At 40.9% G+C, this 13,278-nt stretch carries 11 protein-coding genes; 8 read left to right on the forward strand and 3 right to left on the reverse strand.

Annotated features, from left to right (window positions below):
- Positions 1-67 precede the first annotated feature (67 nt).
- From H5180_RS07305 to H5180_RS07340, 8 genes are all read left to right on the forward strand, one after another.
- Entirely contained in the window at positions 68-436 is a 369-nt protein-coding gene (locus H5180_RS07305) for a hypothetical protein (protein ID WP_145238180.1), read from the forward strand.
- 86 nt (positions 437-522) lie between these two features.
- Positions 523-1,848 carry a TolC family protein gene (locus H5180_RS07310; protein ID WP_145238183.1) on the forward strand — a complete coding sequence of 442 codons (1,326 nt, stop codon included), beginning with the start codon at positions 523-525 and terminating at the stop codon, positions 1,846-1,848.
- Positions 1,838-3,583, forward strand: coding sequence for an efflux RND transporter periplasmic adaptor subunit (locus H5180_RS07315; protein WP_182757994.1), 1,746 nt, complete (start codon positions 1,838-1,840; stop codon positions 3,581-3,583). Before H5180_RS07310 ends, H5180_RS07315 begins: the two co-directional genes overlap by 11 nt.
- 8 nt (positions 3,584-3,591) lie before the next feature.
- Positions 3,592-6,714: an efflux RND transporter permease subunit gene (locus H5180_RS07320; protein ID WP_182757995.1), complete on the forward strand. Its 3,123-nt coding sequence runs from the start codon at positions 3,592-3,594 to the stop codon at positions 6,712-6,714.
- Positions 6,715-6,841: 127 nt separating this feature from the next.
- The gene (locus H5180_RS07325) at positions 6,842-7,261 is read left to right on the forward strand and encodes a hypothetical protein (RefSeq protein ID WP_182757996.1); all 420 of its coding nucleotides are present in this window, start codon (positions 6,842-6,844) and stop codon (positions 7,259-7,261) included.
- A 108-nt stretch (positions 7,262-7,369) separates the two neighbouring features.
- The gene (locus tag H5180_RS07330) at positions 7,370-7,828 is read left to right on the forward strand and encodes a hypothetical protein (RefSeq protein WP_145238195.1); all 459 of its coding nucleotides are present in this window, start codon (positions 7,370-7,372) and stop codon (positions 7,826-7,828) included.
- Between the two features lie 266 nt (positions 7,829-8,094).
- Positions 8,095-8,313 carry a hypothetical protein gene (locus H5180_RS07335; protein ID WP_145238198.1) on the forward strand — a complete coding sequence of 73 codons (219 nt, stop codon included), beginning with the start codon at positions 8,095-8,097 and terminating at the stop codon, positions 8,311-8,313.
- Positions 8,314-8,531: 218 nt separating this feature from the next.
- On the forward strand, positions 8,532-8,987 hold the full coding sequence (locus tag H5180_RS07340) for a hypothetical protein (RefSeq protein WP_145238201.1): 456 nt from the start codon (positions 8,532-8,534) through the stop codon (positions 8,985-8,987).
- A 54-nt stretch (positions 8,988-9,041) separates the two neighbouring features.
- Here the strand turns inward: H5180_RS07340 and H5180_RS07345 are convergent, their stop codons facing one another.
- From H5180_RS07345 to H5180_RS07355, 3 genes are all read right to left on the reverse strand, one after another.
- Positions 9,042-10,529: an exopolyphosphatase gene (locus H5180_RS07345; protein WP_145238204.1), complete on the reverse strand. Its 1,488-nt coding sequence runs from the start codon at positions 10,527-10,529 to the stop codon at positions 9,042-9,044.
- Entirely contained in the window at positions 10,522-12,609 is a 2,088-nt protein-coding gene (gene ppk1 / locus H5180_RS07350) for a polyphosphate kinase 1 (protein WP_145238207.1), read from the reverse strand. Before ppk1 ends, H5180_RS07345 begins: the two co-directional genes overlap by 8 nt.
- 120 nt (positions 12,610-12,729) lie before the next feature.
- Positions 12,730-13,236, reverse strand: a complete 507-nt coding sequence (locus H5180_RS07355) for a glycine cleavage system protein R (protein ID WP_145238210.1) — start codon at positions 13,234-13,236, stop codon at positions 12,730-12,732.
- Positions 13,237-13,278: the final 42 nt, after the last annotated feature.

A 13,278-nucleotide genomic window follows, 5' to 3' on the forward strand; every position in this document is an offset into this window, starting at 1 on the left:
AACCTAGAACCTAGAACCTAGAACCTAGAACCTAGAACCTAGAACCTAATTTATAAAAGGCACTTTTTTGCAACGCATTTATATTAGTTTATTCACAGTCGTTTTATTGCTCACTTTAGTGGGTCAAGCGGTTGCGTCTGTAACTATGAGTTGTGATATGCCACACATGAGTCAACCGCAAGCAACTATGGCTGATAGTAGTGATATGCATCACGACATGTCTGCGGGTATGATGAACATGGATTGTTGTGACGATGACGCAATCGCTAATCAAGAGTGTGGTTGTCCAATGAGCGCCTGCAGTACCCACTCAATGTTAAACATGAGTGTGTTAGTTACCGTTATACTGACGACGTCTGAAAAAGTACAACTTTATATCCCGCAAAATCAACATCGTATAGCCAGTTCACTGTATCGCCCTCCTATGCCTGCTTAATTGCAGGATAGGTGCGTCTAAAATTTACCTAAATCACCTTTTCTGCCCCTAAATTTAGTTGTCTTTTAATTTTAGTGGAGTAAGTGATGAATCACTTCGCAGTATTTAAAGTCAGTTTTTTAGCGCTTATGCTAACAACTGCAATTCCAGCACACAGTAATGAATTAAGCCTTGATGAAGCGCTCAGCTATGCACTTGATAATGAGCCATGGCTAACCGCCAGCAAATATCAACAAGCTGCTATACAAGCACAAAGTTTAGCGGCAGGCACACTGCCGGATCCAGTATTAACGGTTGGCTTAATGAATTTACCCACCGACGGTTTTGCTTTTGACCAAGAAGGCATGACCCAATTAAAAGTTGGCGTGAGCCAAATGTTTAGCCGTGGCGATAGCTTAGCGCTTAAGCAGCATGCGTTAGCGCAGTCAGCGCAGCAATATCCTTGGCTACGAGCCGACAGACTCGCTCAAGTAAAAACCATTGTTATTGAATCTTGGCTCAATGCATATCGTGCCCAGCAAAGTATTGCGTTAATTGAGCAAGATAAAGCATTGTTCTCGCAACTTATTGATATTACTGAATCGAGTTATGCCAGCTCAGTAGGTAACACCCGCCAACAAGATATTATTCGAGCGCAGCTAGAGTTAACCCGCCTTGAAGATAAATTAGTGATGTTAGAGCAGCAGTTCGAAAGCGCGAAAAAGCGTTTATCGCAATGGTTACCAATCAACATGTTAACTCAGCCTGTCAGCGCAAAACGTCATGATATAGCGCCTTTAGTTGATTTTGCGCAGCTTGAATTTGCACAGTTGATGCCATTATTAATGGCGCATCCAGCGATTATCGCGCTTGATAAAACAGTAGCGGCTAAACAAACAGAAGTTGAGGTGGCAAAACAAGGCTATAAACCGCAGTTTGGGGTAAATATGGGCTATGGTTATCGTGATGATACGCCAATGGGGGATTCCCGAGCGGATCTGTTTTCAGTTGGTGTGAGTGTTGATTTACCACTATTTACTGATAACCGCCAAGACCAACAAGTTAATGCGGCGATTGCTATGGCTGAGGCGGTGAAAACTCAAAAACTAATTGCATTACAAAAGCTACAAGGTATGTATTTTAAAGAGTTTAGTCAGTTGCCCCAATTAGCAAAGCGTGATGCACTTTATCAAACTAAATTATTGCCACAAATGGCAGAGCAAGCACAAGCTACATTAAATGCTTATACCCGTGATGATGGTGACTTTTCAGAAGTAATGCGCGCCCGTATCAGCGAACTGAATGCCAAAATTGATGCGTTAAATATAGAGATTGATCAACAAATTATTATTGCTCGCCTGAATTATTACGCTAGCAGCAAAGATGCTGCTGTGATGGTTGAGCAATTAGCAGGAGAGCACCGTGAACACTAATTTAAAATTGCTTATCGCAGTACTTATAGGTGCAGGAATATCTGCTAGTGGCTTGTATTTTTTTGGTAGTAGTACAGAACCCGAGGTGATCAGCGCAGAGAAAAAACCATTATATTGGGTTGCGCCTATGGATAGTAATTATCGCCGTGATGCACCAGGGCTTTCACCAATGGGGATGGACTTAGTACCTGTGTATAGTGAAGGAGCTGACAACAATCAAGATGGTCCCGGTGCAGTGACAATTTCCCCTGCTGTTGTTAATAATTTAGGGGTTAGAACGGCTAAAGTACAGCTCAAGGCACTGCAAAGTGAAGTAAAAACGGTGGGCTACGTACAATACAATCAAGATCAGTTAGTGCATATTCACCCGCGTGTAGAAGGCTGGATAGAAACGCTGTACGTTAAAGCCGCTGGCGATCAGGTAAAACAAGGGGAACCGCTGTATACCTTATACTCTCCGCAACTGGTAAATGCTCAAGAAGAATTTGTACTGGCTGTTGATCGTAATAACACCGTGCTTATTCGTGCAGCCAAAGCGCGCTTAAAAGCATTGAATGTGTCGGATGGTTTTGTCGAGCGCCTACAAGTTAATAAAAAGGTGATGCAAAATATTACCTTCTATGCTCGCCAAAGTGGTGTGGTTGATGAACTTAATGTGCGCGAAGGTTTTTATGTCAAGCCAGGCACCTCAATGATGAGTATTGCTCAACTTGATGAAGTTTGGGTCGAAGCCGAAGTATTCGAGCGGCAAGCGCAGCTTATTGAAGTCGGTTTACCGGTGACTATGACTCTAGATTATATTGCCGGACAAAGCTGGCGCGGTAAGGTCGATTATATTTACCCAACATTGGATGCCAAAAACCGTACTTTGCGGGTGCGTTTACGCTTTAATAATCAAGATCACCAACTAAAACCGAATATGTTTGCGCAAGTAAGCATCCATGCTAAAGCTGCTGAGCAACAACTTATAGTACCTAAAGAAGCGGTGATCCGCACCGGTTCCCAAGACCGTGTTGTTATCGCTTTAGGCGAAGGACGCTTTAAATCGGTGGCAGTCGAACTGGGCCGCAGTAATAGCCATAACGCCGTTATTTTAGCGGGCGTTAAAGCCGATGATGAAGTGGTGACGTCAGCGCAATTCTTGTTAGATTCAGAATCCAGCAAAAGCTCTGATTTTAAGCGCATGCAAACACCAGAAGCTACCACTAGCGTTTGGGGCAAAGGAGTCGTTAATAGTGTAATGGCAGGTCACCGTATGGTGAATATCAGCCATGACCCTATTGAAGAGCTCGATTGGCCTAGTATGAAAATGGACTTTACGGTTGCCGATAGCGTTGATTTTCAAGCGCTGCAAGCTAGGCAAACACTGCATTTTGAGTTGACTAAAAAAGCCGATAGCAGTTATATGATTAGCGGCATTCATATTATGGATTCCACCCATATGATGAGCGAAGCGCAAAATATGGCGACCGTAACCGGTACTATCAACAGCATTAATAAAGCCCAGCGCACTGCCAATATTAGCCGTGGTGCAATTGAGAAATGGCACCGAGATCCGGCCACTATGGACTTTATGTTTGCTGAACATATTGATTTAAGTAGCCTTGAGCCGAAGCAACAGCTGACATTTACTTTTAGTGTGCAAGATGGTGAGTTCGTGATCCAGCGTATCGATACTGAATCAAGCATGCGAACTAGTGACAATAGCGCTATGTCATCGCATGACGGACATTAGGAGGCTTTATGATAGCAGCAGTTATTCGTTGGTCCGTTACCAATCGCTTTTTTGTATTATTGCTAACAGCAATACTCATTGGCAGTGGTTTATTTGCGGTAAAAAATACCCCAGTTGATGCCTTACCTGATTTATCCGATGTGCAGGTGATTGTAAAAACCTCATACCCAGGGCAAGCGCCACAGGTGGTGCAAGATCAGGTTACTTTCCCACTTACCACCGCGATGCTCTCAGTACCCGGGGCGCAAACAGTACGTGGTTTTTCATTTTTTGGTGATTCCTACGTATATGTCATCTTTGATGAAAACACCGATCTTTACTGGGCTAGAAGTCGAGTGCAAGAGTATTTAAGTCAAGTAGCAAGCCGCTTGCCCGACAGCGCAACCGCAGAGCTGGGCCCAGATGCCACCGGTGTAGGTTGGATTTATTTATACGCGCTGGTGGATAAAACCAATCAGCACGACATTAGCCAGTTACGCAGCTTGCAAGATTGGTTTTTAAAGTTTGAATTGCAAACCGTACCAGGGGTGTCAGAAGTGGCCTCAGTGGGCGGTATGGTGAAGCAATATCAAGTCAATGTAGAGCCAGATAAACTGCGTGCTTATGGTATACCACTGAGTTTAATTCAAACCGCAATTAAGCAAGGTAACCAAGAAATGGGCGCTTCGGTGGTGGAAATGGCCGAAGCCGAATACATGGTAACCAGCACCGGTTATATAAAAAGCGTCGCTGATTTAGAGGCAATTCCACTTGGGGTGAATGCCAACGGCACACCGCTGCAATTACGCGATGTAGCCGATATTCGCCTTGGGCCACAAATGCGCCGTGGCATTGCTGAGCTAAACGGCGAGGGCGAAGTAGCTGGTGGCGTAGTGGTGATGCGCTATGGCGAAAACGCACAAAAAACCATAGAGCTGGTGAAAGCAAAGCTTGAATCACTCAAGAAAGGCTTACCCCATGGGGTAGAAATTGTGCCTGTGTATGACCGCTCTAATCTGATCAAAAATGCAGTGGATAACCTCACCAGCAAACTATTTGAAGAGCTAGTGGTAGTGGCGCTTATCTGCATCGTATTTTTGTTCCATGTACGCTCGTCCTTGGTGGCAATTATCACTTTACCGCTGGGAATATTAACGGCATTTATCATCATGTATTGGCAAGGTATAAACGCCAATATAATGTCGCTCGGTGGTATTGCTATCGCCATTGGCGCGATGACCGACGGCGCGATTGTAATGATCGAAAACATGCATAAACACATGGAAAAAACGCCACTAACCGATGAAAACCGCTGGCAAGTTGTCACCGATGCTGCCAGTGAAGTCGGTCCAGCGCTGTTTTTTAGCTTAATGATTATTACCGTGAGCTTTATGCCAGTGTTTATTTTAGAAGCCCAAGAAGGCCGGATGTTTGCTCCGTTAGCGTACACTAAAACCTATGCCATGGCCGCATCTGCGGGCTTGGCAATCACTTTAGTACCGGTATTAATGGGTTACTTTATACGCGGCAAAGTTATTTCTGAGCAAAACAACCCAGTAAACCGCTTGCTAGTGAATGCTTACAAGCCGCTGCTGAACACGGTTTTGCGGTTCCCTAAAATGACTTTAGTACTGGCTGTGGTGGTCGCTGTTATTGGCTTTTATCCGGTCAATAAAATTGGCAGTGAGTTTATTCCGCCGCTGGATGAAGGCGATTTAATGTATATGCCGACGACTTATCCTGGTTTATCGATTGGGAAAGCGCGCGAGATTTTACAACAAACCGATAAGCTCATCGCCACAGTGCCAGAGGTGTTAACCGTGTTTGGTAAAGTCGGCCGGGCAGAAACAGCAACCGATCCTGCGCCACTGACCATGATTGAAACCTTTATTCAGCTCAAGCCAAAAGATCAGTGGCGCGAAGGCATGACCTTAGACAAGTTGAAAAAAGAACTCGACGGCTTAGTGAAGTTTCCAGGCCTGACTAATGCATGGGTGATGCCGATCAAAACTCGTATTGATATGCTGGCAACTGGGATTAAAACCCCTGTGGGCATTAAAGTTGCGGGACCAAATTTGAGCGAGATTCAAAAAATTGGTCAGCAGATTGAAGTGTTACTTAAAGATGTACCCGGCACGGCTTCCGTTTACTCTGAGCGAGTAGCAGGTGGGCGTTATATCAAGGTCGATATCAACCGTGAAAAAGCCGCCCGTTACAGCTTAAATATTGCCGATGTGCAGCAAGTGGTTGCCACCGCAATTGGCGGCATGAATGTAACCGAAACGGTCGAAGGGCAAGAGCGTTACCCGGTAAACTTACGTTATCCGCAAGACTACCGGGATTCGCCCGAAGAACTGATGCTATTGCCAATAGTCACCCCTGCAGGGCAACGCATTGCTCTTGCCGATGTGGCTGACGTATTTATTGAAGATGGTCCGCCGGGCATAAAAAGCGAAAATGCCCGCTTAAACGGCTGGAGCTTTATTGATATTGATGGCATTGATATTGGTAGTTATGTCGACAATGCGCGCAAAGTGCTTGACGAAAAGCTAGTGCTACCAGCAGGTTATTCAATAACCTGGGCAGGGCAATATGAATACATGGAACGTGCGAAAGAAAAGCTCGCCTATGTATTACCACTGACCTTAGCGATTATAATTGTGTTGTTGTACCTCAACTTTAGAAGCTTTGTAGAAGTGGCAATTATAATAGCAACCTTACCGCTGGCGATGATCGGAGGCATCTGGTTAATGTACTTAGAGGGCTTTAACTTCTCAGTCGCCGTGGGGGTGGGCTTTATTGCCCTTGCTGGGGTCGCGGTGGAAATTGGCGTGATTATGCTGGTGTACTTAAATCAAGCCTACCAAGAAAAGTGTGCTCAAGCCAAGCTAGCAGGTACAACGCTTAGTTTTGCGGAGCTTAAACAAGCCATAGTCGAAGGCGCAGGCCTGCGAGTACGCCCAGTGATGATGACAGTCGCCACTATTATAATCGGTTTGCTCCCCGTACTTTACGGCACAGGCACCGGCAGTGAAGTAATGAGCCGCATCGCCGCGCCGATGGTCGGCGGTATGTTTAGTGCGATTGTATTAATCTTGCTCGTATTACCCGCAGTGTATTTGTTATGGCGAAAGCGGGGCCTAAATTCGTAAGTTGAATTAAAAATACAGAGTCCATCAAACTTTGTTTGACCATAGTCGCAGAATCTCGTAAAACAGGTACTGCGACTACCTCACAATTTTTGTAGGTCAATAGAGTCATTAAGGAGTACACAGGTAAATGAGTTTATATTTAAATATCAACTTTTTGCCCCATAGCTTTCCCAAAGCGTTAGCGCTTTGGGAGTTGGCTGATTTTAGCAACGGCTTAATTCAGCATGAGCAGTTATCTAAAAAAAATCCTGAAAAATATAGAAAAGTTTATATAAATAATACAAAAGAGCTTAATTTCTATATTGAGCAAGGAGAAGCGGAAAGTGGTGTACCGCTTAACGATAAATTGCCATTCTTTAACTGGGAGGTATTAAATACAGAGTTGTCAATTCCATGTAATTATTATGAGATGGATGCACAAGCTAGTTTTGTAGAAAAAAGTTTACTTGATTTAGGTAAGTTAAGTATATGCTTAAGTTATGGATATTACCTGCTTGTAACAAAAAGTTATAAGCTAAAGCGCTTTACATATCGCTTTAGCCGTTAACCCTTAAGGCTAGTGCCACCAGAATCTGTATTCCAGCTAAGTATTGCAGTTATATTGCATAACAATGATTATGCCAGCCACTTTTATAAGCTTTTTCAAGCTGGTTACATGAAGCATTGGGTTAATAGATCGAAAAGTCATATTGGTGATTTTATTATCTTGTTGTTTGATAGGGTCAAGGGGAGCAATACGTTAAAACCGATCGTAGATGACTTTGCTTACCAAGCTATTTTAGAGAACTGGGATAGTACTGACTTAACAAAAATCACCACTTATCTTAATCAGTTATGTGACGATCAAGTCGCTCAGGTAGCATCACCACCGAGTAAGATGTTTTTTGAGTTTGACAATATGAATTGGCAATTTACACCTTATGCCGCACTTATGCTGTTAACGCTAAGAGCACAACATGGCCTTGAAAATCCTGATTTCGAGCACCTTGGTTTTGGCAATGTTACTGCTTTACTATTAACTGAGCCTGTAGCCCCTAAAAAAGATGACGTGCTTGAGCAGCTTGTAGCCAAGTTACATGAGCAAGGCTTTGATGAAAAAGCATTGTTAGTCTAGTTGTGGATTTCAACTTGCGATATAAAAGAGCCGAAGGATATTGTTTAATCACGAAAGTCGATTTGTATTTTTATGCATGGTATGGAGTATTTATGAAGGCTTATATTATCGTAGGTTTTGTTGTTTTATCTTCTTTATTTTTTTTATGATTTTACAATTTATTTAATCACTGTTTCGAACCGTTTGATTATGAATTTAAAGGTGAACAGCTTGCTACTTTCGAGCTAAGAAATTCTTACCTCTATGAATTTGCAAAGGATTATAAGTTGTCATTTATTTTAGTTCTGCTTGGTGATGAGGAGGTAAGTGGCAAACTCTCATTTACTGGGCGCCTTCTCCATTTGGAAAATAGCTTCATTCGTAAGTTATTTTCAGGTCATGATGGTGAATTCTACTTTTTTGTTGATTTTAATGGTAGCAAAGGCTTGATTGATCGTAAGAGCGCTAATGATATAGGTATTGTTTTTGTGAATGGGCTAAAATGAAAAGTGCGAATTTATCCAAAATAAAAATATAGCCTAAACGCCCCTAAAGCATTAGCTTTTAGCCTGTCCTAGAGCTTCACCCTATAAAAATTACCCTATGACTTGTAACTTATACGAGTTTGGGTGATTTACTTTCAATATCTCTTTGTTTTAATTTAACTTTTTATTGGCACGTTTTACGCAGGAGTATGGTTACTAGGGTTAATTAAGGAACGCACATGCAAGTTAAAACAATACAAGAAGTGTACGACTGGACTGTACTATTTCATACCCAAATGGCGGCAAATTTTTTTAGTCTCAGAGACGATTTAGCAGAGCATAACCAAATGCTGGCAGACTATTTTGTTAAGTACGAAAAAAAGTTGGCTGAGGATTTAGTTGGCTTTAAAGCTATCACGGAGATCAATACCTTAGATACTTATTGTTACGAGTACTTTGCTGAAAACTCTGAACTGATTAATTTTACAGATTTAAACCGTGATACGCGTGTTGATGAGCAAGCCATGCAAGGTTATATATCAGATCAGCATCAAAAGGTGATCAATCTTTATCAATACTTACTTAGTCGTGCAGAAACGCCAACAGGTAAAGAGAAACTATCTCAATTGCTGGAGCTTGAACATCAAGGATTAAAGCAAATGATGCAAAGTGCTAATCGTCATATGGATATGTAATAGAAGATCTAATTTGGATAGCGCATGCTATCCAAATTCAGCCATGTCTGTAAATCACACAAAGTCGATTAAAAAGCCTACTTTCTTCAAATATTTTTGCTCTTGTTGTAAATCAGCATGAAGCAAGGTTTGTTCATTGAGCCAATCAGCTGGGAACTGCAATAGCATACTATTGCCTTTTACTGACACTGCTAACTCTTGATGTTGATCGTTAAGGCGTTTTTGATTTAATAATATAGCTAGTCTGAGTAATACAATTAATTGTAATATTTGAAAGTGGGGCACCGAGAGTAAAGTTGGAAATTCTTCTAAACGAATTTTTTTACGGTAAAACCGTATCATACAGCTTAATAATGTTTGCTGTTGTTGAGTAAATCCTGGCAGCTGACTATTTTCAACAACATAAGCACTATGTTTGTGTAAGCCTGATGAGTTAATACCTAAACCCACTTCGTGTAATTGCGCTGCCCACACTAATAATTGATGATTATCTAATGAGTCGAGCTGCCATTCTTTTTGTACTTGTAGGAATAACCAATCGGCAGTATTTGCAACACGTTGTGCATGTACTTTATCTATTGTGTTTCTTTCGCTTAAATTAGCTATGGTATTGGTGCGTATATCTTTAAGCGCTAACTTTTGCTGCATTTCATGCAGTAAACCTTCACGTAGTGAAAAGTCGCTGTAATCCATTTCGGTAATATTAAACAGCTGAAAAATCGCGAGTAAAATAGCTAAGCCACCGCAAATACTTACTTGACGCTCCGGGCTTAAACCTTCAATAAGTAAGTTATCGATAGTTTTAGCGGCTATAAACTGAGTTTTAAGTTCGAGCAATCGCTCCTGTGTGATATTTTTTTGTTCAGGGTCATTAGCGTTGATCATGGCTAATATTGATTTAATGGTGCCTGACGTCCCCACTACCGATTGCCAGCCTGCGCTGACGTAATTGGCAAAAATAACCTCAAGTTCTTGCTCTGCTTTTATTTGTGCTTTGCTAAAGCGTTTATCGTTAATAATACCATCGGCAAAAAATTGCTTGGTATAGCTTACGCAGCCCATATTACGGCTAGAGAGCAGCTTATGTTTAAAATGCTTGCCAATAATTAGCTCGGTACTACCGCCGCCAATATCAATAACTAAACGGTTTTCATCGTGATGAACATAATGAGCAACACCTTGATAGATTAAGCGGGCTTCTTCTTGACCTGAGATCACATCAATATGATAAGGAAAAACTCTATTTGCCTGAGTTAAAAATGAATTAATATTTTTAGCTCTTCGTAATGTATAAGTTGCAGCAATTTTTACATTGCTCGCAGGGAAGTCTTGTAGCGTAGTAGCAAACTGCTTTAATATCGTTAATGCTCTATCGATAGCCATTTGACTTAATTGGTTTTTTTCATCTAAGCCATCGGCTAAGTAAACGCGTTGTTTTTCTTTGTGGAGAATTTGCAAAGAGCCATCCACTTCTCTTGCGACCACTAAATGAAAGCTGTTTGAGCCTAAGTCAACCGCAGCTATTGAGGGATAATCATTCATTATTGTAATTGCCTTCCCATTTTTTTAAGTGATCATAAATAGCTATTTGCGAACGTATTTTTTTACGATTACCGCGTCTAACATAATGATTTTTCTGTTCGCTATCAATGATTCTCGCTTTGGTACGATCTTTAAATTGCAGTTCAAGTACGTCAACAATGAGTTGTTTTAGTTTTTCATCATAAATAGGCACGCCAACTTCAACTCGATGATCAAGATTACGTGTCATCCAATCTGCAGATGAAATATAGACTTTTTCATCCCCATTATTACCAAAGATCATAACTCGCGGGTGCTCTAAAAAGCGATCGACGATACTAATTACCCGAATGTTGTCGCTAAAATTATTGAGTCCTGGCACTAAGGAACACATACCACGGACAATAATGCGAATTTTAACACCGCTACGAGCGGCCAAGTACAAACAATCAACCAGTTCTTTATCTACTAAGTTATTTATTTTTAATGTTATTTTACCGGTGTGGCCATTTTCAACATGGGTTATTTCTTGGTGAATTAAACCAAGCAACAGCTGTCGAGCGTTCACTGGCGAAATCATCAAATGTTCGAACATAAACGGTTTATAACTGCTTTCAATAAACTTAAATACGCTATCACTTTCGTCACAAATACCTTGATGTTTAGTAAATAAACTAAAGTCTGTATAAATTTTGGCGGTTTTTTCGTGAAAATTACCAGTGCCAATGTGCGCGTACTTTACTATTTGACCTTTTTCACGACGATGAATAATACATAACTTACTGTGTACTTTAAGAGCTGGTATACCAAAAATAACTTTAATACCTGCGCCACTGAGTACTTTTGCCCACTCAATATTATTTTGTTCATCAAAGCGTGCTTTTAGCTCCACCATAACGGTGACTTTTTTGCCATTTTTTGCCGCGTTGATCAGTGATGAAATTAATCGAGATTTACTCGCAACACGATAAATGTTTACTTTAATTTGTGTTACTCGAGGGTCAAATGCTGCTTGGCGAACATATTCCAGTAGATGATTAAATGTATGATATGGATAATAAAGTAGAATATCTTGCTGACTAATTGCAGCAAACACACTGGCATGATTATTAAATGCTGTGCTTTGCAAAGCCGGTAATGATTTGTTTTCTAAATATTGCCGACCAACATTGGGAAAACCAATAAAGTCTCTAAAGTTACGATAGCGACCACCGGGGATCAACGCATCGTGATGAGTAACACCTAAGCGTTTTTTCATTACTTTGAGCATCGGCTCGGGCATCGCTTGGTCGTATACTAAGCGCACCGGCTCGGCATAAATACGCTGTTTTAGGCCCTTAGACATTTTATCTAAAATGCCTTCTTCTAGTTCGTCATCTAGGTTGTATTCTGCATCACGGGTCAGCTTGATTGCGTAGCCTTGGATCTCAGTAAAACTAAAAAAACTGCTAAATACGTCACTTAAAAAAAACAAAATAATGTCATCTAACATCACAATAGTTTTATGACGACGGGTTTTTTCGGGTGGTAAAATTACAAAGCGTGGTACGCGATCGGTAGGGACTTCTAACATCGCATAATGACTTTTGTCGTTAAACATTTCGACAAACAAGTACGTCATTGTATCGTTAATATGATCTGAGAAGTCTTTATTTTCATCTAGCATTATAGGCGATATATGCTGTAATACATTGTCATGAAAAAATATTTTTAGCCAGTTAATATGAAATTCACTAAGTTGCTCGGGACGGTCAACATGAATGTTGTGGGTATTTAAATCATCGAGAATTTGCTGATGAATAACGTTAAATTTTTTACCAAGCTGCAAAACCTTTTGCTGAATTTGGGTCAGTAAAATTTCATCTTCATCAAAATTAGTATCTGGTAGTTTATTTAATAGAATACGTCGTTTTACATCGGCAACACGGACTCTGAAAAATTCATCTAAATTGTTTGAGAAGATCCCCAAAAAACGAATACGTTCAATAATTGGGTTATTTTTATCTTTAGCTTCTTGTAAAACGCGATCGTTAAAAGACAGCCAACTTAACTCTGGGGCAAAATAATTAATCGTTTGAGACGCATCAGCGCAGGCGTTCATATTCTATTCCTTGGATAGCAACTGAACAAAATATAAAGTAATTAGATGACATAAAAATGACAAACATGTCACTTTTATGACATGTTTATCTAGCTATAAGAGATGAATTTTAGCTGTGGCTTAAGCGTCTTCAATATCAACAATTAAGTCGGATGTAATTGCTTCGAGTGCAGCAACAACTTCGTCTTTATTCATGCCTGAAGGCAAGGCAACAGTTGCTACGGCGCTGAAAATTGGTAGTCCCCAGTTTGGTGCGCTTTGCTGCTTAGAGTTTAAGTGAGTGATATTAGCCCCTTTGTGACGCAATACTCCTGCAAGTTCTTGAATAATACCTGGTCGGTCATTACCAGTTATCACAAAATTAAGCTGTTCAGCAGGTGTGTCTGGTAGTTCATGCGCGCCTGTTTCAATCCGTACTTCTAATTGTGGTAAGCCATGCAATGCGTCTTGTAATTCTTGCAGATGCTCTGCTGGCACAGCTACTTCAATGATGCCAGCAAAGTGACCGGCTAAATGGCTTAAGTTACTGGTTAACCAGTTACCATTATGATTTAAAATTGCAGATGAGATGTCTTCTACAAGTCCTGGACGATCTTGTCCCAAAATAGTTATAACCAATTGCTTCATATAGATAATTCCTAAAGAGTGCCGTAATTAAATAATAAATGC

The organism is Pseudoalteromonas sp. SR41-4 (assembly GCF_014163985.1).
Classification (GTDB): Bacteria; Pseudomonadota; Gammaproteobacteria; order Enterobacterales; family Alteromonadaceae; genus Pseudoalteromonas; species Pseudoalteromonas rhizosphaerae.

Excerpts from the sequence above, each read along its gene's own strand:
- H5180_RS07345 (WP_145238204.1), bottom strand. The coding sequence starts at position 10,529 with ATGAATGATTATCCCTCAATAGCTGCGGTTGACTTAGGCTCAAACAGC.
- ppk1 (WP_145238207.1), bottom strand. The coding sequence starts at position 12,609 with ATGAACGCCTGCGCTGATGCGTCTCAAACGATTAATTATTTTGCCCCA.
- H5180_RS07310 (WP_145238183.1), top strand. The coding sequence starts at position 523 with ATGAATCACTTCGCAGTATTTAAAGTCAGTTTTTTAGCGCTTATGCTA.
- H5180_RS07320 (WP_182757995.1), top strand. The coding sequence starts at position 3,592 with ATGATAGCAGCAGTTATTCGTTGGTCCGTTACCAATCGCTTTTTTGTA.
- H5180_RS07340 (WP_145238201.1), top strand. The coding sequence starts at position 8,532 with ATGCAAGTTAAAACAATACAAGAAGTGTACGACTGGACTGTACTATTT.
- H5180_RS07325 (WP_182757996.1), top strand. The coding sequence starts at position 6,842 with ATGAGTTTATATTTAAATATCAACTTTTTGCCCCATAGCTTTCCCAAA.
- H5180_RS07330 (WP_145238195.1), top strand. The coding sequence starts at position 7,370 with ATGAAGCATTGGGTTAATAGATCGAAAAGTCATATTGGTGATTTTATT.
- H5180_RS07355 (WP_145238210.1), bottom strand. The coding sequence starts at position 13,236 with ATGAAGCAATTGGTTATAACTATTTTGGGACAAGATCGTCCAGGACTT.